Source organism: Rhizobium fabae, from assembly GCF_003985135.1.
In the GTDB taxonomy this organism is placed as follows: domain Bacteria; phylum Pseudomonadota; class Alphaproteobacteria; order Rhizobiales; family Rhizobiaceae; genus Rhizobium; species Rhizobium pisi.
The window spans coordinates 45,312-70,598 of the sequence record NZ_ML133661.1 but is presented as its reverse complement, the minus strand read 5'-3'; the positions used below and the strand labels follow the sequence as shown (position 1 = coordinate 70,598).

Annotated in this window: 27 protein-coding genes; 16 read left to right on the top strand and 11 right to left on the bottom strand. The window is 58.9% G+C overall.

Annotated features, from left to right (window positions below):
- Positions 1 to 26: 26 nt before the first annotated feature.
- From EFB14_RS28465 to hemE, 7 genes are all read right to left on the bottom strand, one after another.
- Entirely contained in the window at positions 27 to 821 is a 795-nt protein-coding gene (locus EFB14_RS28465; protein WP_125849721.1) for a ParA family protein, read from the bottom strand.
- A gap of 19 nt (positions 822 to 840) precedes the next feature.
- Positions 841 to 1,458, bottom strand: a complete 618-nt coding sequence (rsmG, locus tag EFB14_RS28460) for a 16S rRNA (guanine(527)-N(7))-methyltransferase RsmG (protein ID WP_126829884.1) — start codon at positions 1,456 to 1,458, stop codon at positions 841 to 843.
- Between the two features lie 24 nt (positions 1,459 to 1,482).
- Positions 1,483 to 3,360, bottom strand: coding sequence for a tRNA uridine-5-carboxymethylaminomethyl(34) synthesis enzyme MnmG (gene mnmG, locus EFB14_RS28455; RefSeq protein WP_126829882.1), 1,878 nt, complete (start codon positions 3,358 to 3,360; stop codon positions 1,483 to 1,485).
- 73 nt (positions 3,361 to 3,433) lie between these two features.
- The gene (mnmE, locus tag EFB14_RS28450) at positions 3,434 to 4,753 is read right to left on the bottom strand and encodes a tRNA uridine-5-carboxymethylaminomethyl(34) synthesis GTPase MnmE (protein ID WP_183605089.1); all 1,320 of its coding nucleotides are present in this window, start codon (positions 4,751 to 4,753) and stop codon (positions 3,434 to 3,436) included.
- A gap of 106 nt (positions 4,754 to 4,859) precedes the next feature.
- Positions 4,860 to 6,125, bottom strand: coding sequence for a transcription termination factor Rho (gene rho, locus EFB14_RS28445; RefSeq protein WP_003571435.1), 1,266 nt, complete (start codon positions 6,123 to 6,125; stop codon positions 4,860 to 4,862).
- Between the two features lie 199 nt (positions 6,126 to 6,324).
- On the bottom strand, positions 6,325 to 6,861 hold the full coding sequence (gene hemJ, locus EFB14_RS28440; protein WP_126829878.1) for a protoporphyrinogen oxidase HemJ: 537 nt from the start codon (positions 6,859 to 6,861) through the stop codon (positions 6,325 to 6,327).
- Between the two features lie 2 nt (positions 6,862 to 6,863).
- Complete coding sequence (gene hemE / locus EFB14_RS28435; protein ID WP_126829876.1) at positions 6,864 to 7,895, bottom strand: uroporphyrinogen decarboxylase; 1,032 nt, start codon at positions 7,893 to 7,895, stop codon at positions 6,864 to 6,866.
- A 400-nt stretch (positions 7,896 to 8,295) separates the two neighbouring features.
- On the opposite strand from hemE, the gene EFB14_RS28425 reads away from it, so the two are divergent.
- The 5 genes from EFB14_RS28425 to dnaQ are packed head-to-tail and all read left to right on the top strand — an operon-like array spanning position 8,296 to position 11,924.
- A complete protein-coding gene (locus tag EFB14_RS28425) occupies positions 8,296 to 9,117 on the top strand; it encodes a pyruvate, water dikinase regulatory protein (RefSeq protein ID WP_126829874.1) in 822 nt (273 codons plus the stop codon).
- Positions 9,118 to 9,149: 32 nt separating this feature from the next.
- Positions 9,150 to 9,749 carry a Maf-like protein gene (locus tag EFB14_RS28420; RefSeq protein WP_126829872.1) on the top strand — a complete coding sequence of 200 codons (600 nt, stop codon included), beginning with the start codon at positions 9,150 to 9,152 and terminating at the stop codon, positions 9,747 to 9,749.
- Entirely contained in the window at positions 9,742 to 10,599 is an 858-nt protein-coding gene (locus EFB14_RS28415; RefSeq protein ID WP_126829870.1) for a shikimate dehydrogenase, read from the top strand. Before EFB14_RS28420 ends, EFB14_RS28415 begins: the two co-directional genes overlap by 8 nt.
- A gap of 1 nt (position 10,600) precedes the next feature.
- Positions 10,601 to 11,212, top strand: a complete 612-nt coding sequence (gene coaE, locus EFB14_RS28410) for a dephospho-CoA kinase (RefSeq protein ID WP_126829868.1) — start codon at positions 10,601 to 10,603, stop codon at positions 11,210 to 11,212.
- Positions 11,205 to 11,924: a DNA polymerase III subunit epsilon gene (dnaQ, locus tag EFB14_RS28405; protein ID WP_126829866.1), complete on the top strand. Its 720-nt coding sequence runs from the start codon at positions 11,205 to 11,207 to the stop codon at positions 11,922 to 11,924. The genes coaE and dnaQ overlap by 8 nt, the downstream gene beginning before the upstream one ends.
- A 51-nt stretch (positions 11,925 to 11,975) precedes the next feature.
- On the opposite strand, the gene secB is transcribed toward dnaQ, so the two are convergent.
- Together secB and EFB14_RS28395 are read right to left on the bottom strand one after the other, a co-directional pair.
- Entirely contained in the window at positions 11,976 to 12,455 is a 480-nt protein-coding gene (gene secB, locus EFB14_RS28400) for a protein-export chaperone SecB (protein ID WP_008528719.1), read from the bottom strand.
- 101 nt (positions 12,456 to 12,556) lie between these two features.
- The gene (locus tag EFB14_RS28395) at positions 12,557 to 13,060 is read right to left on the bottom strand and encodes an FxsA family protein (RefSeq protein ID WP_126829864.1); all 504 of its coding nucleotides are present in this window, start codon (positions 13,058 to 13,060) and stop codon (positions 12,557 to 12,559) included.
- A gap of 134 nt (positions 13,061 to 13,194) precedes the next feature.
- Here EFB14_RS28395 and EFB14_RS28390 point away from each other — a divergent pair, with 134 nt between their 5' ends.
- From EFB14_RS28390 to gyrB, 5 genes are all read left to right on the top strand, one after another.
- Positions 13,195 to 13,899, top strand: coding sequence for a Tim44/TimA family putative adaptor protein (locus EFB14_RS28390; protein ID WP_125849695.1), 705 nt, complete (start codon positions 13,195 to 13,197; stop codon positions 13,897 to 13,899).
- Entirely contained in the window at positions 13,892 to 15,031 is a 1,140-nt protein-coding gene (mltA, locus tag EFB14_RS28385; RefSeq protein ID WP_126829862.1) for a murein transglycosylase A, read from the top strand. Before EFB14_RS28390 ends, mltA begins: the two co-directional genes overlap by 8 nt.
- Positions 15,031 to 15,600, top strand: coding sequence for a Smr/MutS family protein (locus tag EFB14_RS28380; protein WP_126829860.1), 570 nt, complete (start codon positions 15,031 to 15,033; stop codon positions 15,598 to 15,600). The genes mltA and EFB14_RS28380 overlap by 1 nt, the downstream gene beginning before the upstream one ends.
- Positions 15,597 to 15,974: a helix-turn-helix domain-containing protein gene (locus EFB14_RS28375; RefSeq protein WP_126829858.1), complete on the top strand. Its 378-nt coding sequence runs from the start codon at positions 15,597 to 15,599 to the stop codon at positions 15,972 to 15,974. The genes EFB14_RS28380 and EFB14_RS28375 overlap by 4 nt, the downstream gene beginning before the upstream one ends.
- Positions 15,975 to 16,109: 135 nt before the next feature.
- Positions 16,110 to 18,545, top strand: a complete 2,436-nt coding sequence (gene gyrB / locus EFB14_RS28370; protein WP_126829856.1) for a DNA topoisomerase (ATP-hydrolyzing) subunit B — start codon at positions 16,110 to 16,112, stop codon at positions 18,543 to 18,545.
- Positions 18,546 to 18,611: 66 nt separating this feature from the next.
- On the opposite strand, the gene EFB14_RS28365 is transcribed toward gyrB, so the two are convergent.
- On the bottom strand, positions 18,612 to 19,211 hold the full coding sequence (locus tag EFB14_RS28365) for a nitroreductase family protein (protein ID WP_126829854.1): 600 nt from the start codon (positions 19,209 to 19,211) through the stop codon (positions 18,612 to 18,614).
- Positions 19,212 to 19,255: 44 nt separating this feature from the next.
- Positions 19,256 to 19,540: a DUF2218 domain-containing protein gene (locus EFB14_RS28360; protein WP_126829852.1), complete on the bottom strand. Its 285-nt coding sequence runs from the start codon at positions 19,538 to 19,540 to the stop codon at positions 19,256 to 19,258.
- A gap of 179 nt (positions 19,541 to 19,719) precedes the next feature.
- Between EFB14_RS28360 and EFB14_RS28355 the strand changes: the two genes are divergently transcribed.
- From EFB14_RS28355 to EFB14_RS28330, 6 genes are all read left to right on the top strand, one after another.
- Positions 19,720 to 20,673 (top strand): glutathione S-transferase family protein, encoded by a 954-nt coding sequence (locus EFB14_RS28355; RefSeq protein WP_126829994.1) that lies wholly within the window; start codon positions 19,720 to 19,722, stop codon positions 20,671 to 20,673.
- 94 nt (positions 20,674 to 20,767) lie between these two features.
- On the top strand, positions 20,768 to 21,610 hold the full coding sequence (locus EFB14_RS28350; RefSeq protein ID WP_126829850.1) for a fumarylacetoacetate hydrolase family protein: 843 nt from the start codon (positions 20,768 to 20,770) through the stop codon (positions 21,608 to 21,610).
- A gap of 204 nt (positions 21,611 to 21,814) precedes the next feature.
- Positions 21,815 to 23,092, top strand: a complete 1,278-nt coding sequence (locus EFB14_RS28345; protein ID WP_126829848.1) for a polyhydroxyalkanoate depolymerase — start codon at positions 21,815 to 21,817, stop codon at positions 23,090 to 23,092.
- Positions 23,093 to 23,236: 144 nt separating this feature from the next.
- Positions 23,237 to 23,674 (top strand): DUF2852 domain-containing protein, encoded by a 438-nt coding sequence (locus tag EFB14_RS28340; protein WP_126829846.1) that lies wholly within the window; start codon positions 23,237 to 23,239, stop codon positions 23,672 to 23,674.
- Positions 23,675 to 23,782: 108 nt separating this feature from the next.
- A complete protein-coding gene (locus EFB14_RS28335; RefSeq protein ID WP_126829844.1) occupies positions 23,783 to 24,541 on the top strand; it encodes a M48 family metallopeptidase in 759 nt (252 codons plus the stop codon).
- 75 nt (positions 24,542 to 24,616) lie between these two features.
- Positions 24,617 to 25,285, top strand: a complete 669-nt coding sequence (locus EFB14_RS28330; RefSeq protein WP_126829842.1) for a phosphoribosylanthranilate isomerase — start codon at positions 24,617 to 24,619, stop codon at positions 25,283 to 25,285.
- The last annotated feature ends 2 nt before the right edge of the window (positions 25,286 to 25,287 follow it).

Genomic DNA, 25,287 nt, shown 5'->3' with positions numbered 1-25,287 from the left:
TAAACCCTACATCTCATGCAATGATATCAGGCAGCCAGTCTCTGGCGTTCCCGCTGGATAACCTCGGAAGCCAGCTGAAGATAGGCCTGGCTGCCCGCGCATTTCAGATCATAGAGAATGGCAGGCTTGCCATAGGACGGCGCCTCCGAAACCCGGACATTGCGCGGAATTAACGTGTGGTAAACCTTTTCCCCAAGATGCGTGCGCACATCATTGACCACCTGCTGAGCAAGATTGTTGCGCGCATCGAACATCGTCAAAACGATGCCCTGAATATCCAGCCGTGGATTGACTGTTCGGCGAACCTGGCTGACAGTCTCGAGCAACTGGCTCAACCCTTCCAGGGCAAAGAATTCACATTGCAGCGGCACCAGCACGGAGTGGGCGGCCGCCATGGCATTCATCGTCAGCAGATTGAATGAGGGCGGGCAGTCCAAAAGGATATAGGAAAACGCCATCGCTTCCGGCGTCGACAGCGCCTTCCGCAATTTGAAAACGCGATCGCTCTGCTGCGCGATCTCCATCTCGATGCCCAGCAGATCCATCGTCGACGGAACGATGAAGAGGTTGGGCACCGCAGTTTCGAGCGTTACCTCGCTGATGCCGCGATCACCAACCATCAGGTCGTAGGAGGAGAGTTTGCGATTGCGACGGTCGATACCGAGGCCGGTGCTGGCATTGCCTTGCGGATCGAGATCTATGATCAAGACCCGCTCTCCAATAGCGGCAAGTGCCGTTGCCAGGTTGATTGCGGTGGTCGTTTTACCAACACCACCCTTCTGATTTGCGATGGTGATAATCCGATGTCGTTCGCCAGCCATTGCCGCAATATCCGATCTGTTAAACCAAGCGCCGGAGATTTGATATTTCCAAAATAACAGATTCCTGCTCGACGGCGCTCTTATGTTCTAGCAGATCGAATTCCCACCGACCACGTGCTTTGTCGATTTCCCTCAGGTAATCCCGGCCTTTATGGAAAAGGCCGCGACAATTTTCATTCCCAACCATCCAAGGCGCCGAATACCCGATGAGCCCGTCAAGATCAGCTAGGGCTCTCGCGGAGATCGCTCGGCATTCGCCGATTTCCGCATGCGCCTCCTCGATTCGAATGGCATGCACACTCCCACGCGCATCCGTCTCGCGCAGCGCCGTTCGAAGGAAGGCCGCCTTCTTGTGGTTGCTTTCGACCAGATGCACCCATCCGTTCTGCAGTTCGGCCAAGAAAATCGCCGTAATGACGCCGGGGAAACCGCCGCCACTTCCCAGATCGACCCAGGTAACCGGCTCAGGATGGATCTGGAAGATCTGGCTGCTGTCAGCGATGTGCCGGCGCCATAAATCATCGAGTGTTGATGGAGCCACCAGATTGATGGTTTTGGCCCACTTCTGAAAGAGCACCGCGAAGTGGCTAAGCCGCTCCTGTGTTTCACGTGAAACACGTAAACCGTTTAATTCCATTATGAGGGACTCTCAGATCTTGTATTAGGCGCTATGCCGCTCGGATGAATTCAGCCGACGCAGGTGCACAAGCAGCAGCGCAATTGCCGCCGGTGTCATCCCCTCGACAACGGCTGCCTGGGCGATGTTAAAAGGTCGAGCTGCATCAAGCTTCGCCTTGAGCTCGTTGGAAAGGCCGGAGAGAACGATGTAGTTGAAATCCGACGGGATCTGCCGCTGCTCGTCACGTTGCTGATCAGCGATCGCCGTAGCCTGCCTATCCAGATAAACCGAATAACCTGCTTCAATCTCCAATGCCTCTGCGACCTTCGGCGCGATCGCCCCGAGCGTCTCAGGCCAAACGCGTTGAAGTTCGACAAAATTATAGTTCGGATAGGACAACAGATCATAGGCCGTACGGCGCTGCCCATCCAGATTGATATTCAAACCCGCACGTCGTGCCTCGTTCGGCGTCACCGCCAGTGATGTCAACAGCGCCCGGCCAGCCTCAATTTCTGCCTGATGGGATGTGAATCGCCGTGTGCGCTCGCCGCTGACACAGCCAAGCTGCATCGCCAGCGGCGTCAATCGCATGTCGGCATTGTCTGCCCGCAGCGTCAGTCTGTATTCCGCCCTCGATGTAAACATTCGGTACGGTTCCGTAACGCCGCGCGATGTCAGGTCGTCGATCATCACCCCGATATAGGAGTTCGTCCGGCTAAAATGGAACGGATCCGAATCACTGCTTTGCAATGCAGCATTCAACCCCGCGGCCAGGCCTTGGGCCGCTGCCTCTTCGTAACCGGTGGTGCCGTTGATCTGGCCGGCCAGAAACAGCCCCTTCAACCGCTTGACCTCCAGCGACGGCGTCAGCTCTCTCGGATCGACATGATCATACTCGATGGCGTAACCCGGCTGCAATATTCTGGCCGTCTCCAGGCCAGGAATGGTCTTGATGAAATCGGCCTGAACCTCCACCGGCAGAGAGGTCGAAATTCCGTTCGGATAGACGGTATCGTCGTCCAGGCCTTCAGGCTCGAGGAAGACCTGGTGTCCGTCCCGCTCTCCGAACTTAACCAGCTTGTCCTCGATCGAGGGGCAATATCTTGGTCCGACGCCTTCGATCTGTCCCGAATACATCGCCGAACGCATGATGTTATCGACAATGATACGATGCGTCGCTTCGGTCGTGCGGGTCACACCACATTCGATTTGCGGCGTGGTAATCTCGTCGGTCATGAATGAGAAGGGTACGAGCTCCTCGTCAGCGCCCTGTCTGCCCACCGATTGCCAATCGATCGTCTTTCCATCCAGCCGGACAGGTGTTCCAGTCTTCAAACGTCCCAGCCGCAATCCCAGCCGCGCCAGTGTTGCGGACAGTCCGATCGACGGTGCTTCACCGACGCGTCCGGCGGGGGTCTTGTTCGAACCGATGTGAATGAGACCGCGAAGAAAAGTTCCCGTCGTCAAAACCACAGCCGGCGTCTTGAAGGTGCGACCATCCTTCATGATCACCCCAGCCACGCGGCCCTCGACAACATCCAGATCAAACGCATCACCTTCGACGATATCCAGGCCGGGTGTTGCCTCGATCGCCGCCAGCATCGCCAGGCGATAGAGCTTTCGGTCAGCCTGTGTCCGCGGCCCCCGGACGGCTGCGCCCTTCTTCTTGTTCAGCATCCTGAACTGAATTCCGGCGACATCGGCAATACGGCCCATCAGACCGTCCATGGCGTCAATCTCTCGAACAAGATGCCCCTTGCCGAGACCACCAATGGCAGGATTGCATGACATGACACCGATCGTATCGCGTCTATGCGTCACGAGCGCAGTCTTTGCGCCCAGGCGCGCGGCGGCGCTTGCAGCCTCCGACCCCGCATGGCCGCCGCCGATCACGATCACATCATAGACTTTATCGGTCATTCCAAAGCTCCAATTCCAGCAGGCGTTTCACGTGAAACCTGAGAGACGCCTGGCCCGAAAGGTTTCACGTGAATCATTTGCCGATACAAAACTCCGAGAAGATCACACCAAGCAGCTGTTCGACATCCACTCTTCCTGTAATCCTACCCAAATAGTCGGCAGCAATTCGAAGCTGCTCGGTCCGCAGCTCGAGGTTCACATCTGTTTGCGAAATTGCCGTGTCCAGTGCCGCCAAACATTTCGTCAGCGAATCCTTATGTCGTTGCCGGCTGGGGATCGCCATGGACAAGCCGCCAAAACGCTCGGCGACGACGCTTCCAATCAGCTCCCGCAATTCCGGCAAACCATCACCTGTCGCGGTCGAAATCTGCAGATCATAGTAATCCGACGCGGCATCGACGAGATCCCTCTTGGTACCGACAGTAACATGGGGAGAACTCCGCTCCAAGTCGTCGGGTATCACGGGATTCGTCATGTCGACCAGCAGCAGAACAAGATCGGCATCGCGAAGCGCGATCCGTGCGCGCCGCACGCCTTCCATCTCCACCCTGTCCTCCGCCTCGCGAAGGCCTGCGGTATCATAGAGCTTGATCAGATACCCGTCTATGTCGAGATCCGCCTGCAGGACGTCGCGTGTCGTTCCGGCGATATCGGTGACGATCGCCACGTCGCGACGCGCCAGGGCGTTGAGCAAGCTTGATTTGCCGGCATTCGGGGCGCCGGCGATAACGACCTTGAAACCGTCCCTGATAATCTCGCCCGCCGAAGCGGCCTGCAGGTGCTGCTCGATATCGTGGCGAAGTTTCTCCATATCGGTCCAGACCATATCCGACACCGAACCTGGAACATCGTCTTCATCGGGAAAATCAAGTTCCGCTTCGACAAGAGCCCGCGCGCGGGTCAATCGTTCCGCCCACGAATCGTAAATAGCTGAGAGCCCGCCGGCACTATGTTCAACGGCGAGGCGCCGTTGCATTTCCGTTTCGGCGCCGATGAGATCGGCCAATCCTTCAACCTCAACGATGTCAAGCTTGCCGTTTTCGAAGGCCCGCCGGGAGAATTCGCCCTCGACGGCCATCCGAACACCCTCAATATCGCCGAGCGCGTGAAACAGCGCCGCCAGCACGGCTTTGCTGCCATGAATCTGCAGCTCGGCAACGTCCTCACCGGTAAACGAGTTGGGCGCGGGAAAGAACAGCACCAAACCGCTGTCTATCGGTTGGTTGTTACGAGTCCGAATCGTTCGGTAGGCAGCGGTTCGATCGATGGGAACAGACCCGATGAGGCGCACCAGCACGTCTCTGGTCGATGGTCCGCTGATGCGAACGACCGAAACACCCGAAGGCGGCGCGCCGCTCGAAAGGGCGTATATGGTGTCATTCTCCATGGCGATGCCGTCTGGTTTACTGGTTCGAGTCCGAATCGATCTCTCTTAAATAGAAAAGCTGGCGGCATCACGACGATGCCACCAGCCTTTAAAAGATGAATCCGGCTACGGATTAGGTGTTCATCGAGTCGAAGAAGTCGGAATTGTTCTTCGTCTGCTTGAGCTTGTCGATAAGGAATTCGATCGCATCGGTCGTGCCCATCGGCGCGAGGATACGGCGGAGCACGAAGATCTTCTGCAGATCCTGGCGTGGAACGAGAAGGTCTTCCTTGCGCGTGCCGGACTTGAGAATATCCATCGCCGGGAAGATGCGCTTGTCGGCAACCTTGCGGTCGAGGACGATTTCCGAGTTGCCGGTGCCCTTGAACTCTTCGAAGATGACTTCGTCCATGCGGCTGCCGGTATCGATCAGCGCGGTGGCGATAATCGTCAGTGAGCCACCTTCCTCGATATTGCGCGCAGCGCCGAAGAAGCGCTTCGGGCGCTGCAGCGCATTGGCGTCGACGCCGCCCGTCAGAACCTTGCCGGAGGAGGGAACGACCGTGTTGTAGGCGCGGCCGAGGCGCGTGATCGAATCGAGCAGGATGACGACGTCGCGCCCATGCTCGACCAAGCGCTTTGCCTTTTCGATGACCATTTCGGCCACCTGAACGTGACGCACGGCCGGCTCGTCGAACGTCGAGGAGATAACCTCGCCGCGGACAGAGCGCTGCATATCGGTCACTTCCTCAGGACGCTCATCGATCAGGAGAACGATGAGGTAGCATTCCGGATGGTTCGCCGTGATCGAATGCGCGATGTTCTGCAGGAGAACAGTCTTACCCGTGCGCGGTGGCGCGACGATCAATCCGCGCTGGCCCTTGCCGAGCGGCGCCACGAGATCGATCACGCGCGGTGACAGATCCTTGGAGGTCGGAATATCGAGTTCCATCTTGAAGCGCTCGTTCGGATAGAGCGGCGTCAGATTGTCGAAATGAACCTTGTGACGGATCTTTTCCGGATCGTCGAAATTGATGGTGTTGACCTTGAGCAGCGCGAAATAGCGCTCGCCTTCCTTCGGCCCGCGGATGGGGCCCTCGACCGTATCACCTGTCTTGAGCGAGAAACGGCGGATCTGCGACGGGGAGATATAGATATCGTCAGGACCCGGCAGGTAGTTCGCATTGGCCGAACGCAGGAAACCGAACCCGTCCTGCAGCACTTCGACGACGCCTTCGCCGATGATTTCGACATCCTGGCTGGCGAGCATCTTGAGGATCGCAAACATCAGCTCCTGCTTGCGCATCGTGCTTGCATTCTCGACCTCGAGCGACTCGGCGAAAGCCAGAAGATCCGTCGGGGATTTGCTCTTAAGTTCCTGAAGCTTCATTTCAGCCATGAAGTGACCAATACTCTTTTCAATTTCGAAGGGGAAAGGCGATGTTGGGTCGTTTTCGGTACTGCGAAAGGGGCTCGCAGACGACTGAACTCTACACACATGCCACGAAGATGAGATGCGCGGAAAATAGCGAGTCGCAATCATTGCCGCAAGGGGGCTGCTTAAAATGAAGCAAATTTAACCTGAGGGCGATTTACCCTCAGAACGGCTTCACCACGACGAGGATCACGATCAGGATCATCAGCACAGTCGGGGCCTCGTTCATGAACCGCCAATAGCGGGCGGAGCGGCGATTTTCATCTCGCTCGAACGCCCTGACCGCGCGGCTAAAAAACACATGAATACCGGTCAGCAGCACGACGAGGCCCATCTTCGCATGCAGCCATCCGCCGTGGAATCCGTAGACCGACCAGGCGAGATAGAGACCGAAAATCCAGGTCAGCATCATCGCTGGCGTCATGATAATCCGAAGCAGCCGGCGCTCCATCACCTTGAAGGTTTCAGATTGCACCGACCCCGGCGCGGCATCGGTGTGGTAGATGAAGAGCCGCGGCATATAGAACAATCCGGCCATCCAGGAGATAACCGCAATGATGTGGAGCGCCTTGATCCAGAGATAGAGATTATCAGGATTCCAGGCGAAAAGTCCGACCGCGATCAGCGCGAAGAAGGCCAGCGCAAAATGAGCGCGCCGCCGGGCATAAGTGCCGGGTTTCCGGTCTGTCTGCTTTTCCATCGTCACATCAGGCCTCGGACGCGATCGACGAGCACGCGCACATGTTCGGGGTCGGCCTGCGGCGTGATGCCATGACCGAGATTGAAAATAAGCGGTCCATTGCCGAGATGCTGGAGAATATCGTCGATACCCTCATCCAGCGCCCGGCCGCCGGCAACGACGCGCATCGGATCGAGGTTGCCCTGAACCGGCCCATCCTTCTGAAGCTCGGCGGCAAAAGCCAAAGGCACCGACCAATCGAGACCGATCGCATCGGCGCCAGTCTTTTGCCGATAGGTTTTCAGCTGGTAGCCTGCGCCCTTGGCGAAAGCGATGATACGGGCATGCGGCCGTCGCGACTTGATCGAAGCAATCATCCGTGCAACCGGCCTGATCGCGAATGCCTCGAACTCTTTTTCGCCGAGAACGCCGGCCCACGAATCGAAGATCTGCACGGCGTCGGCTCCGGCATCGATCTGGGCGACGAGATAATCGGCCGACACGTCCGCCAACAGCATCAGCAGATGTTCGAAGGCTCGGGGATGCTTGTAGGCGAAGAGGCGGGCGGGAGCCTGATCCGGGGTGCCGTGACCGGCGATCATATAGGTCGCAACCGTCCAGGGCGCGCCACAGAAGCCGAGCAGCGTCGTCTCGTCGGGCAGTGCGTCACGCAGCCGTCGCACCGTTTCCAGAACGGGCTGGAGGTAGTCAACGATCCCTTCTCCATCCAATCTTCCTATACCGGTTTCATCGATCGGATCCATTTCAGGGCCATGGCCTTCGGTGAAGCGGACATTCCGCTTCATCGCATCGGGAATGACGAGAATATCGGAAAACAGGATCGCCGCATCGAAGCCATAGCGGCGGATCGGCTGCAATGTCACTTCGACGGCATAATCCGGTGTGTAGCAGAGATCGAGAAAACTCCCTGCCTTTGCCCGCGTCTCTCTGTATTCCGGGAGATAGCGTCCTGCCTGTCTCATCAGCCAGAGAGGAGGAGGGGAGAGGCTTTCGCCATCGAGAACCCTCATGATCTTTCGGCGCGTCTCGCTCAAGCGCTTCTTCCCTATAAAAAATCAAAGATATTTTAAAAGGTTTCTATTTCTTAGAGTCGGTGTCTATCAAGGATTAAAATCCATCCACCGCCGATGCTATTTGTCGCGCGCCGGCAAAGTTCCGCGAGCGAATTCGCCGATTGCCCGCAAAGTTTGGGGAGAATTCGAATCCGAAAATGATTCCAGTCCCTTCCGGGCAGGTGATTTTCTTCCTGCTTGTGGATAAGCTGTGGACCTGCTCTAAAGAGATCGAACTGTTCCCCATCATCCACAGGGTCCGATGAAACCGATCTGCAAAATTCGAAATGTGGATAAGGCGGCATGTTTTCCCCTGCCGGAGACCGCCTCGGTGCCTTAGCTCCCTTTCATCCAGTCTTTTCAACAGGCAGCGGAAAATAGCGTGGAGAACAGAACGAACTTCTTTCATCTGCATCTGATTTCTGACTCAACGGGAGAGACTCTCATCTCCGCCGGCCGCGCCGCATCGGCCCAGTTCAGATCCGCTCAGCCGATCGAACACGTCTATCCCCTGATCCGCAATCGAAAGCAGCTGCTGCCGGTTTTACAGGCGATCGATGACGCACCTGGCATCGTGCTCTATACGATCGTCGACCGCGAGCTTGCGAGCCTCATCGATGAGCGCTGCGCTGAAATGGGCGTTGCCTCGGTCAATGTGCTGGAACCTGTCATGAACGCGTTTCAGATCTATCTCGGCGCTCCGTCCCGCCGACGCGTCGGCGCCCAGCATGTGATGAACGCCGGCTACTTCGCGCGCATCGAAGCGCTGAATTTCACCATGGATCACGATGACGGCCAGATGCCGGATGATTATAATGACGCCGATGTTGTTATCATCGGGATCAGCCGCACCTCGAAAACGCCAACCAGCATCTATCTTGCCAACCGTGGCATCAAGACGGCGAACATTCCGATCGTCTATGGCGTACCCTTGCCGGAGAGCCTGTTTGCTGCAACGAAGCCGCTGATCGTCTGCCTCATCGCCACGACCGACCGCATTTCCCAGGTGCGGGAAAACCGTATACTCGGGACAACGCAGGGCTTTGACCGCGAACATTATACCGATCGCGCCGCGATCTCCGAGGAATTGAAATATGCCCGTTCGCTTTGCGCCCGCCACAGCTGGCCGCTGATCGACGTCACCCGTCGCTCGATCGAGGAAACCGCCGCGGCAATCGTTGCCCTGCGCCCGAAGCTGCGCTAAGCGCTGACGGAAGTCGGCACGTCGAGGAACCCATGACAGCGAAACTCATTCTTGCATCGTCGAGTCCCTTTCGGCGGATGCTGATGGAAAATGCCGGGCTATCTTTCGAAGCGCATGCCGCAAAGATAGATGAAAGGGCAGTGGAAGCCCCGTTGGAAAAATCAGGCGCGGGAGCCGGTGCGGTCGCCCTGGTTCTGGCCAAGGCCAAGGCGGAAGACGTCAGCAGCCGTTTTCCCGGCAGTCTCGTCATTGGTTCGGATCAGACAATGTCGCTCGGCGAGCACGTCTTCCACAAGCCGAGGGACATGGTCGATGCCGCTAATCACCTTAAAACCCTGTCCGGAGTAACCCACCGATTGAACAGCGCCGTTGCGATCGTCCGCGATGGCGTGGTCGTGTGGGAGCATCTGGCACATGCGGAATTGACGATGCGGCCATTGAGCTCGGATTTCATCGCCAGGCATCTGGCGCGGGTCGGCGAGCGGACGCTTTCCAGCGTCGGTGCCTATCAATTGGAAGGGGAGGGCATCCAGCTGTTCGAGAAAATCGAAGGTGACTATTTCACCATTCTCGGCCTGCCGATGCTGCCGCTTCTGAAAAAACTGCGGGAATTCGGAGCGATCGATGGATGATTCACGTGAAACATTTGGGCCGAAGGCGTTTGTCACCGGCTTTCCCGTCAAGCATTCGCGCTCGCCCCTGATCCATGGCTACTGGCTGAAGACGCTCGGTCTGCCGGGCAGCTACCGCGCGCATGAGGTTGCGCCGGATGCTTTTGCGGATTTCATCGCCTCGCTCAAGGAGGGCCGTTCCGGTTTTGTCGGAGGCAATGTCACCATCCCTCACAAGGAAATGGCGTTCCGGCTTGCCGATAGACCGGATCAGCTGTCGCATGAGCTCGGCGCTTCGAACACGCTTTGGCTGGAAGACGGTGTCCTTCACGCAACCAATACCGACGGCCGTGGTTTCACCGCCAACCTCGATGAGCGCCACCCCGGGTGGGATCGACATGATACCGCGGTCGTCTTCGGCGCCGGCGGCGCCAGCCGGGCGATCATCCAGGCGGTTCGCGATCGTGGTTTCAAGGAGATTCATGTCGTCAACCGTACCGTCGAACGCGCGCGCGAACTGGCCGATCGCTTCGGACCCAGAGTTCGCGCCCACCCGGTCGGTGCGCTTGGCGAAGTGATGAACGGCGCCGGCCTCTTCATCAACACCACCTCTCTCGGCATGGACGGCGAGGTGGCGCCGCAACTCGATTTCACGACCCTTGCGGCCGATGCTGTGGTCACCGATATCGTCTATATCCCGTTGAAGACGCCGATCCTGACGCAGGCGGAAGAGCAGGGATTTTCTATCGTCGATGGTCTCGGCATGCTGCTGCATCAGGCCGTGCCCGGCTTTGAGAAATGGTTCGGAAAGCATCCGGTCGTCGATGCGGCACTGCGCGCGCTCATCGTCGCGGATATGGAAGCACATTGAGATGTTGAGGATCGGCCTTACCGGCTCCATCGGAATGGGAAAATCAACGGCGGGAAAGCTCTTCGCCGACGCCGGAATCCCGTTGAACGACTCTGATGCGGTGGTCCACGACCTCTATGCCGGCGAGGCAGCCCCATTGGTGGATGCCGCCTTCCCCGGCACGATGAAGGATGGAGCAGTGGACCGGCATGAGCTCGGCCGCCAGCTCGCCCTTGATCCCGAAGGTTTCAAACGCCTGGAAGCGATCGTCCATCCGCTGGTTCGCAAACGCGAAGAGGAATTTTTGGCTCGGCAGCGCGCCGCCGGCGCCCAGATGGTCTTGCTCGATATTCCCTTACTCTTTGAAACAGGCGCCTGGGAAAGAGTGGATGTTATCGTCGTCGTCAGCACCGATCCACAGATTCAGCGCCAGAGGGTGCTTGCGCGCGAAGACATGACGGAGGAAAAATTCGACATGATTCTTTCTCGCCAGACGCCGGATGCGGAAAAACGGCGTCGCGCCGATTATCTGATCGACACCAGCCACAGCATTGCGGAGACGAGAGCACGGGTGCTTGAGATCGTCGCCGATCTGAAATTGCGGATTGCCAAGGGAGATTTCCGGAATGCGTGAGATCATCTTCGATACGGAAACCACCGGCCTCGACAACCGCGCCGACCGTATCATCGAAATCGGCGGCATCGAGCTTTTCAATCATTTCCCGACAGGCAACACGATCCACATCTTCATCAATCCAGGAGATCAGAAGGTTCATCCGGATGCGCTCGCCGTGCACGGCATCACCGATGAATTCCTGAAGGACAAGAAGCCGTTCGCGGAGGTGGCCGAAGAGATCCTCGCTTTCTTCGGCGACGCGAAGTGGATTGCCCACAACGCCACCTTCGATATGGGCTTCATCAACGCCGAATTCGCCCGGATCGGTTTGCCGCCGATCTTGCCGGAACGGGTGCTCGATACCCTGTCGATGGCGCGGCGCAAACATCCGATGGGGCCGAATTCGCTCGACGCGCTCTGCCGGCGTTATGGCATCGACAATTCGCATCGTACCAAACACGGCGCGCTGCTCGACTCCGAACTGCTGGCCGAAGTCTATATCGAGATGATCGGCGGCAGACAGGCAGCCCTTGGCCTTGGCATGTCTACTCAATCCGGGCAGACCGGTCGCGGTGAAATGTCGGAAGAGGCAGGGGTGATTGCCGCAGTGCTTCAGCGACCCCGCCCGCTCGCCCCGCGCTTCAGCGAAGTCGAGGCCGAGGCGCATCAGGCGCTCGTCGCCAAGCTCGGCGAAAAAGGCATCTGGGCGAAATACGACAGCCTCAATTGAAAATGCCCGGGACTTGCCCGGGCATCAGCATTTCAAACCGAAAAGCTTCGATCAGTTCGGAACGGCCTGAACCTTGGCGCGGGCCTGTTCTTCGGCGACGCGCTGAGCGAACATCTGCGTGAAGTCGATCGGGTCGATCATCAGCGGCGGGAAACCGCCGTTGCGGGTAACGTCGGCGATAATCTGACGGGCGAAGGGGAAGAGCATGCGCGGGCACTCGATGAAGAGAACCGGCAGCATGTGTTCCTGCGGGAAACCGGCAACGCGGAAGACACCGCCATAGACGAGCTCGGTGTGGAAGACCGTCTTGTCGCCGTCCTTGGCTTCGGCATTCAGCGACAGCACGACGTCGAAATCCGTATCGGAAAGCGGGTTGGCGTTGACGTTCACATTGATGTTGATCGTCGGCGCCTTGTCGCGAGCCTGCAGCGAACGCGGCGCGCCCGGATTTTCGAAGGAGAGGTCCTTGGTATATTGCGCAAGGATCGAAAGAGTGGGGCTGGTCGCACCGTTGTTGTTATCGTCTGCCATTGGCTTTTCCTCGAGGGGCATGGGAATGGTGCCGCCATCTAACATTTCAGGGAAGGGCTTACAACCCTGGGCGCTGGCCGCGATCAAACGGCCGTGGCGCCTTAATCGCCGAGATGTTTGCCGGACCAGGGCGAGTTGGGCTTCGGGTCCCTATGATAGTCCTCCTCGTCGAGATCGACCACCTTCGAATTCGGCTTTCGGTCGCGGAAGTCGTTTTGCGGGCCGGGAGAAAAGCCGCCCTTGGCGTTGACGACGAAGCGCTTGGCGATCGCCCGCCAGACGAAATCGCGCACCGGCGGAATGAGGATGAGGATCGCGATGAGATCGGAGAGGAAGCCGGGAATGATCAGGAGCAGCGAGGCGATGACGTTCATTGCAGGCTGCAGCAGCTCGCGGCCCGGCATCACACCATTTCGGCCTTCGCTCGACATGCGACGGAGGATGCCGATGCCCTGTTTACGCAGCAGGATCACGCCGATAACGAAGCTCGCCATGACGAGCGCAAGCGTCAGCGCCAGTCCGATCGTCCGGCCGACGACGACGAAACCGGCAATTTCGGCAAGCGGCAGCAGCAGGATGAAAGCTGGCAGGATCGAAAAACGCATGGTCGTCATTTCCCCGGCTTTTGCCGGTCTCCTCTCGGGCGCCGGCGAAGATGCCAGCCATCATTTGAATCATCTGTATAGGCGGACTATATGGGAGTACAAATCAGAGATGTTAACGGCGGTTGCGATACGATATGAGTTCGAATGACTTCATCACATTATTCTTCCTGGTGGCGGCGGTGCTGATTTTCTTTCAGCTCCGTTCCGTTCTCGGACGCCGCACGGGAAATGAGAAGCCGCCGCGCGATCTCTATACGCCGCGGGATGCGGCTCCGGCTGAAGCCGCCGATGCCGGCAAGGTCGTGACGCTGCCGCGGCGCGACGCGACCGCCGAGGATGACGATCGCTTCTCCGCCATCGATGCTTTCGCTGCGCCCGGAACGCCGCTCAACGAATCGCTGCGCGCCCTGAACAAGGCCGATGCCTCGTTCAATCCAAAGGAGTTTCTGAACGGCGCCCGCATGGCGTACGAGATGATTGTCATGGCCTATGCCGATGGCGACCGGAAAGCGCTGAAGAACCTTTTGTCCCGCGAAGTCTATGATGGGTTCGAGACGGCGATCGCCGATCGCGAAGCCCGTGGCGAAAAGGTGAAATCCACCTTCGTCGGCATCGACAAGGCCGAAATCACCCATGCGGAGACGAAGGGCAGTGAAGCCCAGATCACCGTGCGTATCGTCAGCCAGCTGATATCGGCGACCTATGACAAGGCGGATGCGCTGATCGAGGGCGACGCTGAAAACGTCGCCGAGGTCAACGATCTGTGGACCTTCGCCCGCGACACCCGCTCGCGTGACCCGAACTGGAAACTTGTGGCGACCGAATCGGAACATGAGTGACCAGGCATCGGACTTCGTCCTGCAGGCTGTGAGCTTCGATACATTGGAAGGCTGGAAGGATGACGATCCCTCCGGCCTTTTTGAAGTTATGCGGCGCTGCCGGCGGCAGATCACCGAGGTCAAACCCTACCGCACCGGATCGCTCGGCCTCAGTTCGGAAGACCTGCTTCCGCTTCTGAACGCTGCCGAAGATTTCACGCCCTCCTCGCCGGCATCGGCATGCGCTTTTTTTGAAAGGCATTGTCGGCCCTTTCTGATCCGCCGAAAAGACGGCAATTCCGGCTTCGTCACCGCTTTCTACGAACCTGAGATCGATGTGTCGGAAAGGCCGGACGAAATTTACCGATTTCCCTTCTACCGCCGCCCGGACGATCTGATCGATCTCGACGGCGCCAACCGCCCCGCCGAGTTGGGTGAGACCTATGTGTTCGGCCGTCTGCATGACGGCCGCATCAGCGCCTATCCGGATCGCCGCGCCATCGACGAAGGTTTTCTCGAAGGCCGGGGCCTCGAAATCGCCTGGGCGAAATCGAAGGTCGATGTCTTCTTCGTGCATGTCCAGGGTGCCGCCCGCCTGCGTTACAGCGACGGCCGCATCGGCCGCATCACCTATGCGGCAAAGGCTGGCCATCCGTTCTCGGCCATCGGCAAGCTGCTGATCGAGCGCGGGGAGATCGACCGGGCCAATATCTCGATGCAGTCGATCCGCGCCTGGCTGGCACGCAATCCCGAGCAGGTGGACGAGGTGCTTTGGCACAATCGCTCCTATATTTTCTTCCGCGAGACGCCCTCGCGGGCTCCTCACCTGAGAACCGCCGATCTTGAGGCGGGTCCGATCGCCGCCGCAAAAGTGCCGCTTCTCGCCGGTCGCTCGCTTGCGGTCGATCGGATGATCCATACGTTCGGCTTTCCCTTTTTCATCCGCGCCGAAAGCCTCGTCCATCTCGATGAGGGCCGGCCCTTCGGCCGGCTGATGCTGGCGCTCGATACCGGCTCGGCGATTGTCGGGCCGGCGCGGGGCGATATCTTCACCGGCTCGGGAGATATGGCCGGCGAAAGTGCCGGCACCGTTCGCAACGACGCCGATTTCACCATTCTCATCCCCAATGCCGCCGCCGGACGATTCGGCTGATGGCGAGGGACCGTAAGCTCAGCACTGACGAGAGAATCCTCTGGGGCAAGGTCGCCCGCAGCACGCGGCCGATGCCCGGCAAAGCGGGAGAACTGACCGAGCTCGACGTCTTTCTTGCGCAAGCCGAAGCGGCGGCCGAGCAGGAGAAAGCCGAAAAGCAGACAGCCGCGTCGCCGGTCGCGCCACAGGCGGTAACACCTTCGGCGGCGAAACCGTTGGCCGGAGTGCACCATCCGCTGGAAAGACCGGTCAAGCGGAAGATCGCTAAGGGTCGGCTGGCGCTCGAGGCGCGCATCGACCTGCATGGGCTGGTGCAGAGCGAGGCCCATGCCATCCTTCTCGATTTTCTGATCCGCGCCCATGAGCGCGGCATGCGCCATGTGCTCGTCATCACCGGCAAGGGCAGTTCGATGGGCAGCGAGGGGGCTTTGAAGCGGGCCGTACCCCTCTGGTTCTCGAAGCCGGAATTCCGCTACCTGATTTCCTCTTATGAGTCGGCTGCACAGCATCATGGTGGTGAGGGCGCGCTCTATATCCGCCTTTCCCGGCGGCATGGGGAAAGGCCATGACACCTTTCGGAGAGGCGGTTCGCAGGCTGAGAGCGCGCAAGGGCGTCTCGCAGAAAGAAATGGCACAAGCGCTGAACGTCTCCCCCGCCTATCTCTCCGCGCTCGAACATGGAAAGCGCGGCCTGCCGACATTCGATCTGCTGCAGCGCATCGCCGGTTATTTCAACATCATCTGGGACGAGGCCGAGGAGCTGTTTCTGCTGGCCCGTTCTTCGGACCCGCGCGTCGTCATCGACACCTCCGGCCTGCCTCCCGAACATACCGAATTTGCCAACCGGCTGGCGCGCCAGATTCGCAGCCTTGACAGCGCCGACATCGCCCGGCTATCGGCACTTCTCGAAAATGGCGGCAAAGGCGACGGAAAAGCGTCATAATCCCCTGTTTTATGCCTTGTTCAGGGGAGTTGCCATTGGGAACTCACCTTAAAAAACCTATATACGAGAGTGAAGAAAGCCGGTGATTCGCAAGGCGCGCCGCCGCTTTACGACAACAGGGAAAATCTCGACAGAATGAGCGATACATCCGCGACGGAAAACGGCGTAAGCACCGAATATGGCGCAGATTCCATCAAGGTCCTGAAGGGCCTCGATGCTGTGCGCAAGCGCCCCGGCATGTATATCGGCGATACCGACGATGGCTCCGGCCTTCATCACATGGTCTATGAAGTCGTCGACAACGCGATCGACGAAGCGCTGGCCGGTCATGCCGACATCGTCACCGTCACGCTCAATCCGGACGGCTCGGTAACGGTGACCGACAACGGCCGTGGCATCCCGACGGACATTCATACCGGCGAGGGCGTCTCGGCGGCCGAAGTCATCATGACGCAGCTTCATGCCGGCGGCAAGTTCGACCAGAATTCCTACAAGGTCTCCGGCGGCCTGCACGGCGTCGGCGTTTCCGTCGTCAATGCGCTGTCCGTCTGGCTGAAGCTGAAGATCCGCCGCCACGACAAGATCCACGAAATGAGCTTCACCCATGGCGTGGCCGATGCTCCGCTGAAGGTGACGGGCGAAGCGCCCAATGAGACCGGCACGGAAGTGAGCTTCATGCCGAGCACCGACACCTTCACCATGACGGAATTCGACTACGGAACGCTGGAGCATCGCCTTCGCGAACTCGCTTTCCTGAACTCGGGCGTGCGTATCCTGCTGACCGACAAGCGCCATTCCGATATCAAGCAGGAAGAACTACGTTATGACGGCGGCCTCGAGGCTTTCGTCGCCTATCTCGACCGCGCCAAGAAGTCGCTCGTCGACAAGCCGGTCGCCATTCGCGGCGAAAAAGACGGCATCACCGTCGAAGTCGCGATGTGGTGGAACGACAGCTATCATGAGAACGTGCTCTGCTTCACCAACAACATTCCCCAGCGCGACGGCGGCACGCATATGGCCGGCTTTCGTGCGGCGCTGACGCGTCAGGTCGTTTCCTATGCCGACAATTCCGGCATCACAAAAAGGGAAAAGGTAACGCTGCAGGGCGAAGATTGCCGTGAAGGCCTGACGGCGGTGCTGTCGGTCAAGGTGCCGGATCCGAAATTCTCCTCGCAGACCAAGGACAAGCTCGTTTCCTCGGAAGTCCGTCCTGTTGTCGAAAGTCTCGTCAACGAGGCGCTGAACACCTGGTTCGAAGAACATCCGAGCGAAGCCAAGATTCTCGTCGGCAAGGTCGTCGAGGCCGCCGCCGCGCGCGAAGCGGCCCGCAAGGCCCGCGAATTGACCCGCCGCAAGGGCGCGCTCGATATCGCCTCGTTGCCGGGCAAGCTTGCCGACTGCTCCGAACGCGATCCGGCGAAATCTGAAGTCTTCCTCGTCGAGGGCGATTCCGCCGGCGGCTCGGCCAAGCAAGGCCGTTCGCGCGAAAACCAGGCAATCCTGCCGCTGCGTGGCAAGATCCTGAACGTCGAACGCGCCCGTTTCGACAAGATGCTGTCCAGCCAGGAAATCGGCACGCTGATCACCGCGCTCGGCACCGGCATCGGCAAGGACGAGTTCAATGTCGAAAAGTTGCGTTACCACAAGATCATCATCATGACGGACGCCGATGTCGATGGCGCCCATATCCGCACCCTGCTGCTCACCTTCTTCTTCCGCCAGATGCCGGAACTGATTGAGCGCGGCCATCTCTATATCGCCCAGCCGCCGCTCTATAAGGTCTCGCGCGGCAAGTCGGTGCAGTATCTGAAGGACGAAAAGGCGCTCGAGGAATATCTCATCAGCCAGGGCCTGGAGGATGCTTCGCTGAGGCTCGGCAGCGGCGAGGTCCGCGCCGGCCAGGATTTGCGCGAGGTTATCCTGGATGCGCTGCGCATGCGCACCCTGCTCGATAATCTTCATTCGCGCTACAATCGTTCCGTCGTCGAACAGGCCGCCATTGCCGGCGCCCTCAACGCCGATCTCGTCAGCGACCAGACAAGGGCGCTGGCGCTGGCAAATGAAGCGGCAGGCCGTCTCGATATCATTGCCGAGGAAACCGAGCGCGGCTGGCAGGGCGATCTGACCAGCGATGGCGGCCTGCGCCTGGAACGAATGGTCCGTGGCGTCAGGGAAATCGTCGTGCTCGACATGGCGCTGATCGGTTCCTCGGATGCCCGGCACATCGACCAGCTGACATCACGCCTCAAGGAAATCTACCAGACGCCGCCGTCTCTGCATCGCCGCGAAGGTGATATCGAGATTTCAGGCCCGCGCGCGCTGCTCGATGCGATTTTCGCCAGCGGTCGCAAGGGCCTGACCATGCAGCGCTACAAGGGCCTCGGCGAGATGAATGCCGAGCAGCTCTGGGAAACGACGCTCGATCCGAACGTCCGCTCGTTGCTGCAGGTCAAGGTCAATGATGCAACCGATGCCGACGGCCTCTTCGCCCGCCTGATGGGAGATGAAGTTGAACCCCGTCGCGAATTCATCCAGGACAACGCGCTCAGCGTCGCCAATCTCGATATCTGACCGTTATTCCTCAATAAAAGCCCCGCCATCCCGGGACGGCGGGGCTTTTATTTGTTCGAGCGCCACTCAATTCGCGACGAAATGGCCGTTGAAGGCGATCTCTGAGAGCGGTTTGCGCTGGCTGGGGAATTCGCGCGCCTGGTAGCGTTCAGAAAGGACGCTCTTGTCGGCCAGGCGACCAACTGCAACGCCGGCCTCAACCCGGTAACCCTCCGGAATGCCGAACGTCTTGCCGATTTCCTCAAGCTTGATGCCGGCCATGCCATGTGCATAGAAACCGGAAAGGCGCGCTTGGAGCGCCAGATATCCCCAAGCCGTACCTGCATCGAAGGAATGGGTGTAGCTCGGCTTTTCCTCGCCGGAACCGGCAGCGCCGGTGAAGGCGCGTGACACGACGAAGATCAGTGCCGATGCATTCTTCGCCCATTCCTGGTTGGCATCGACGAGCAATGCGACGAATTTTTCCCAATGCTCCGAGCCTTTGAGGGCATAAATGAAACGCCAGGGCTGTTGGTTGGAGGAGGACGGCGCCCAATGGGCGGCGTCGAGCAGGCTGAGCAGCTGTGCTTCCTCGATGATTTCGCCGGTGAAGGCGCGGGGCGACCAGCGATCGAGAAACATCGGATCGATCGGATATTGGGATTCGCGGTTATTGCTCTTCGTCATGCTTGTTCCAGGGGTTGGGACGCAAAATTTGAATCGGGCCAGGCTTAGTCCGTCCAGACGATGTCGAGTTCCTCGCGGAAGGCGAAGCGCTTCAGGTGATCGTCGATGACGCCCTGCATCCTTGCCTGTTGTGCGAGGTCGGCAACGGAAAGCGTCATGGTCAGCGTCGTCTCGTCGGCGATGAACGTCACCTCGGCCGCATCGCTGAACGGCACCCGGCCCTTTGTTGGATCGAAATCGACGCTGAACTTGTGGCTCCAGTGTTTGCAGAGCTGCTGCAGATAACGGCTCGCATGTTCGGTGCGCACGACGGCCTTGGAGAGGTGCATTTCGAACTCCCGTCTCGTCTCATTTGGATTTCATCAAAGTCATATTTCCTGCTTTGCCGGCTTGGCAAGCGCAGCGTCGTCGCAGGTTGGGTGGACAGACTGTCTCCATAAAAGCGGCCTTACGCGGACGCCGAAGCAAGATAATGAACCGCTTCAGTCATATGGTCGGAGAATTGCGCATGCTGGTGAACGGAAAATGGACGGAAGACTGGCAGCCCGTTCAGGCAAAGGATGAAAAGGGCGGCTTCGTCAGGCAGATCTCCAGTTTCCGCAATTGGGTGACGCCGGATGGCCGCGCCGGGCCGACGGGCGAAGGTGGTTTCGAAGCCAGCCCCGGCCGCTACCATCTCTATGTTGCCTATATCTGCCCCTGGGCCTCGCGCACCCTGATCGGCCGCAAGCTCAAGGGCCTGGAAGATGTCATCTCCGTGTCGGTCGTTGAACCGGTGCTGACGAAACAGGGCTGGCGCTTCGGCGACTATCCAGGTGCGACGCCGGATCATGTCAACGGCACGACCTACATGCATGAAATCTATACCCGGGCAGCACCTGACTTCACCGGCCGGGCCACCGTGCCGGTTCTTTGGGACAAGGAGAGACAGACCGTCGTCAACAACGAATCCGCCGATATCCTGCGTATGATGAACGACGGCTTTGGCGAGTTGGCAAGAAATTCGATCGATCTTTATCCCGTGGAAAGACGCGCCGAGATCGATGCTTTCAACGACCGCATCTATCCGGCGCTCAACAATGGCGTCTATCGCGCCGGTTTCGCCACCACGCAGATCGCCTACGAGGATGCCTTCGCCGATGTTTTCTCCTGCCTGGATTGGATCGAGCCGCAGGTCGAGGGCCGGCCTTTCCTCTTTGCAGATCATCCCACGGAAAGCGATATCCGGCTATTTGTGACGCTGGTTCGCTTTGATGTTGCCTATCACGGTATCTTCAAATGCAATCTGCGCCGGCTTTCGGATTATGCCAATTTGCGCGCTTTCTGCCGCCGCATGCTGGATTGGCCGGGCATTGCCGAAACCGTGAATCTCGATCACATCAAGCGCGGCTACTACTCGGTAGAAAGCCTCAACCCGACGAAAATCGTGCCTGCCGGTCCGAATCTCTCCGAAATTTTCTAGAAGGCCGTACCGCTTCTCATGAAAGCCGTAATGACACCGATGAATAATTCGTTCATAGGTGACTGCAAATCCGTTTTCGATGAGGAGGAATTCCATGAAGCTGATGCGTGTTGGCGAAGCAGGTCGTGAAAAGCCGGCGCTGCTCGATTCCGACGGCAAGATCCGCGACCTGTCCGGTCACGTCGCCGATATCGGCGGCGAGGCGATTTCGCCGGCGGGCCTTGCACGGATAGCGGCGATCGATCCGAAAAGCCTTCCGGAACTTGCGCCAGGTCGCATCGGCGCCTGCGTCGCCGGCACGGGCAAATTCATCTGCATCGGCCTCAATTTCTCCGACCATGCAGCCGAAACCGGCGCTACCGTGCCGCCCGAGCCGGTGATCTTTATGAAGGCAACCTCGGCGATCGTTGGTCCGAACGACACCGTGCTTATCCCGCGCGGATCGGAAAAGACCGATTGGGAAGTCGAACTCGGTGTCGTCATCGGCAAAACGGCGAAATATGTCAGCGAAGCCGACGCACTCGACTACATCGCCGGTTACTGCGTGTCGCACGACGTTTCCGAACGCGCCTTCCAGACGGAACGCGCTGGGCAGTGGACGAAGGGCAAGTCCTGCGACACCTTCGGACCGATCGGTCCCTGGCTGGTTACAAAGGACGAGGTCGCCGATCCGCAGAACCTCGGCATGTGGCTGAAGGTCAACGGTCAGACGATGCAGAACGGCTCGTCCCGGACCATGGTCTACGGCGTCGCCCACATCGTTTCCTATCTCAGCCAGTTCATGTCGCTGCACCCGGGCGATGTTATCTCCACTGGAACGCCTCCCGGCGTCGGCATGGGCATGAAGCCGCCGCGTTATCTTAAAGATGGCGATGTCGTCGAACTCGGTATCGAAAGTCTCGGCAGCCAGAAGCAGAGTTTCGTTGCGGATCGTTAACGACGTTAACTGCGCTGAACCTTAAGCTCTCAGTTTTATAGTCATGCCGGGGATCAATTCCCTGGCATTTCTTGTGCAGGTCCGGCACGTCCATGTTGCTGCGCAACAAAAACCTGTTAGTCTGCGTTACGTGCCCGCATTGCGGAAAGATTCGATGTCTCTCAATCAGCGTCATCTTTTCGATAGAGAAAGGTGGCGCCTTCCATGTTTTATCAGCTTTATGAATTGAACCACGCCGCCATGGCGCCGTTTCGCGCCGCGGCGGACATCATGCGATTTGCCTATGCCAATCCGCTGAACCCGTTTTCCCAGACGCCGTTCGGCCGGACGATGGCGGCAAGCCTGGAAATGTTCGAACGCACGACTCGCCGTTACGGAAAGCCGGAATTCGGATTGAAGCAGACGACGATCGGTGAGCAGACGGTTTCGGTCCGTGAAGAGATCGTCTGGTCGCGGTCCTTCTGCAATCTGCTGCATTTTGCGCGGAACGTTCCGCCCGGCCGCGCCAGCGACCCGCGTATCCTGATCGTCGCGCCGATGTCAGGCCATTATGCGACGCTGCTGCGCGGCACGGTCGAAGCGCTGCTGCCGAGTGCCGATATCTACATTACCGACTGGATCGACGCCCGCATGGTGCCGATGACGGAAGGCACGTTCGATTTCGACGATTATGTCGATTATGTCATCGAGATGCTGCATTTCCTCGGTCATGACACACACGTCATCGCCGTCTGTCAGCCTTCCGTTCCGGTGCTGGCGGCCGCTGCCGTGATGGAAGAAGCCAACGATCCGCTTTCGCCATCGTCGATGACGCTGATGGGTGGCCCGATCGATACTCGCATCAACCCGACGGCGGTCAACAAGCTCGCCCAGGAACGCACGCTGCAGTGGTTCTCCGACAATGTCATCATGAACGTGCCCTGGCCGCAGCCGGGGTTCATGCGCCCCGTCTATCCCGGCTTCCTGCAGCTTTCGGGTTTCATGTCGATGAACCTCGATCGACACGTCGTCGCCCACAAAGAATTCTTCATGCATCTCGTGAAGAACGACGGTGAACCGGAAAAACACCGCGATTTCTACGACGAATATCTCGCCGTCATGGATCTGACCGCCGAATTCTATCTGCAGACGGTGGATCAGGTCTTCATAAAGCATGCCTTGCCGAAGGGCGAATTGATGCATCGCGGCAAACGCGTGGATCCCGCGGCAATCCGCAAGGTGGCGCTTCTGACCGTCGAAGGCGAGAATGACGATATATCGGGTGTCGGCCAGACAAAGGCGGCGCAGACCATCTGCGTAAACATTCCCGAAGATATGCGCATGCACTATCTCCAGCCGGATGTCGGCCATTACGGCGTTTTCAACGGTTCGCGTTTCCGCCGCGAGATCGCGCCGCGCATCGTCAACTTCGTCCGCCAGCATTCCCGTTCCGTCGTCAAGCCGCCGGTCCCGCGGGTCATCAAGGGCGGGCGAACGGGTTGATTGAGCGGCAGCTGAATTAGAAAAGCGGATTCAAGGTCTTGTCCGATTTCGCGGGCAATCGTCTTGAAGGCATCTATTGCGGTAACCACATCGATTTCAGCGTTCGGCCATCTTGCCGGGCGCGCAAAGCAAGGATACCGCACGATGAACCAGTCAGCATTGCTTCGACCGGATTGGACTCCGGCTACCATTGCCCTGATGATTCTCGGCTTCATGGTTTTCTGGCCTCTTGGTCTGGCCATGCTTGCCTATATCATCTTCGGCGAACGTCTGCGCGGCTTCAAGCGCGACGTCAACCAGGCGACCGATGGCTTCTTTGCCTCCTGCCGCCGTCCGCATGGACGTCACCGCCCGCATTTCTCGACCGGCAACGTCGCCTTCGACGACTGGCGCAAGGCCGAGCTTGACCGGATCGAGGAAGAGCGCCGTAAGCTTGACGAAATGCGCGAGGAATTTGACGACTATCTGCGCGAACTCCGCCGCGCCAAGGACCAGGAAGAGTTTGACCGCTTCATGCGTGACCGCAGGAACGCAAAGCGTGACGACAATGGCGGCCCGGTCGCAGAATTCCAGACGCCCTGAAGGCTTGAGCAATGAAGTGATGACCGGCATCTCACCGATGCCGGTTTTTCCGTGCCTGAACGCCCGGCAATCGTTTAGATTCCCCGGCGAATCGTATAGAAAACACCCATGTTTCCGCTTCTGAAGACACGGCCAAAGGCGCGAAAGCCGGCTCCGCCCGAAACGCGGACACTTGACGTCGCCGGTCGGCTCATGCCTCTGACCATCAAGCAGCATGACCAGGCAACGCGCATTACGCTGCGCATCGAACCGGGCGGGCGTGCCTTGAAGATGACGGTGCCGCGAGGCCTTGCGGCGCGCGAGGTCAATGCTTTTCTCGATCGGCACCAGGGATGGCTGCTCACCAGGCTTGCCAAGTTTTCGACTGACACCGGGCTGCGCGACGGCGGCAAGATCCTCCTGCGCGGCGTTGCCCATCGGATCGAGCACACCGGCAGCCTGCGCGGCTTGACGGAGGTGGTCTCTGTGGAGGGCAGCCCTGTGCTGCGCGTCAGCGGCATGCCGGAACATGTCGGCCGGCGTATAGCGGCCTTCCTCAAGAAGGAAGCGCGCGCCGATCTCGAAAGGCTGGCGGCGATGCATGCCGCAACGATCAGGGCGCCGATCCGGTCGATCTCGATGAAGGATACCCGCAGCCGGTGGGGCTCGTGCTCATCGGAAGGAAACTTGAGTTTTTCCTGGCGCATCGTCATGGCGCCGCCTTCGGTGATCGATTATCTCGCCGCCCATGAAGTCGCCCACCTCAAGGAAATGAACCATGGCCCGCGCTTCTGGTCGCTTTGCAAGAAGCTTTGCCCCGGCATGGAGGAGGCGAAATCCTGGCTGAAGCGGCACGGCAGCCAGCTGCACGCCATTGATTTCGACTAGCCAAGCCTTGCGTTAAATGCAGCTTCCCACGCAAATTGGCTCGACTCTTTGTGCGTTTCGTGTCACTTCGCTGCCATGAAACCGGATATCAAGATCTGTGGCTTGAAGACGCCTGAAGCCGTTGATCGCGCGCTGAAACGCGGCGCGACCCATATCGGTTTTATCTTCTTCGAAAAGAGCCCGCGCTACATCGAACCCGATGTGGCGGCAAAACTTGCCGAGCCTGCCCGTGGCAAAGCGAAGATCGTCGCCGTCGTCGTCGATCCCACCAATGACGACCTGGACGAGATCGTCTCGCTGTTGAAGCCGGACATGCTGCAGCTCCACGGCAACGAGAGCCCCGAACATGTGCTGACCATCAAGGCGCTCTATGGTCTGCCCGTCATGAAAGTGTTCTCGGTTCGAACCGCCGACGATCTGAAGCGTGTCGAGGCCTATATTGGCATCGCCGACCGTTTCCTCTTCGATGCGAAGCCGCCGAAGGGTTCGGAACTACCCGGCGGCAATGGTATTTCCTTCGATTGGAGCCTTCTCGGCTGGCTCGACGGCAGCATCGACTACATGCTTTCCGGCGGGCTGAACAAGGACAATGTCGCGGATGCGCTCTTGATCACCAAAGCGCCTGGTATTGACGTCTCCTCGGGCGTCGAAAGCGCGCCCGGCGTGAAGAGCGTCGCGATGATCGATGAATTTTTCGATGCGGTCGAAAGGGCGGATGCGCCTGTCATGGCCTCAGGGAGTTGAGA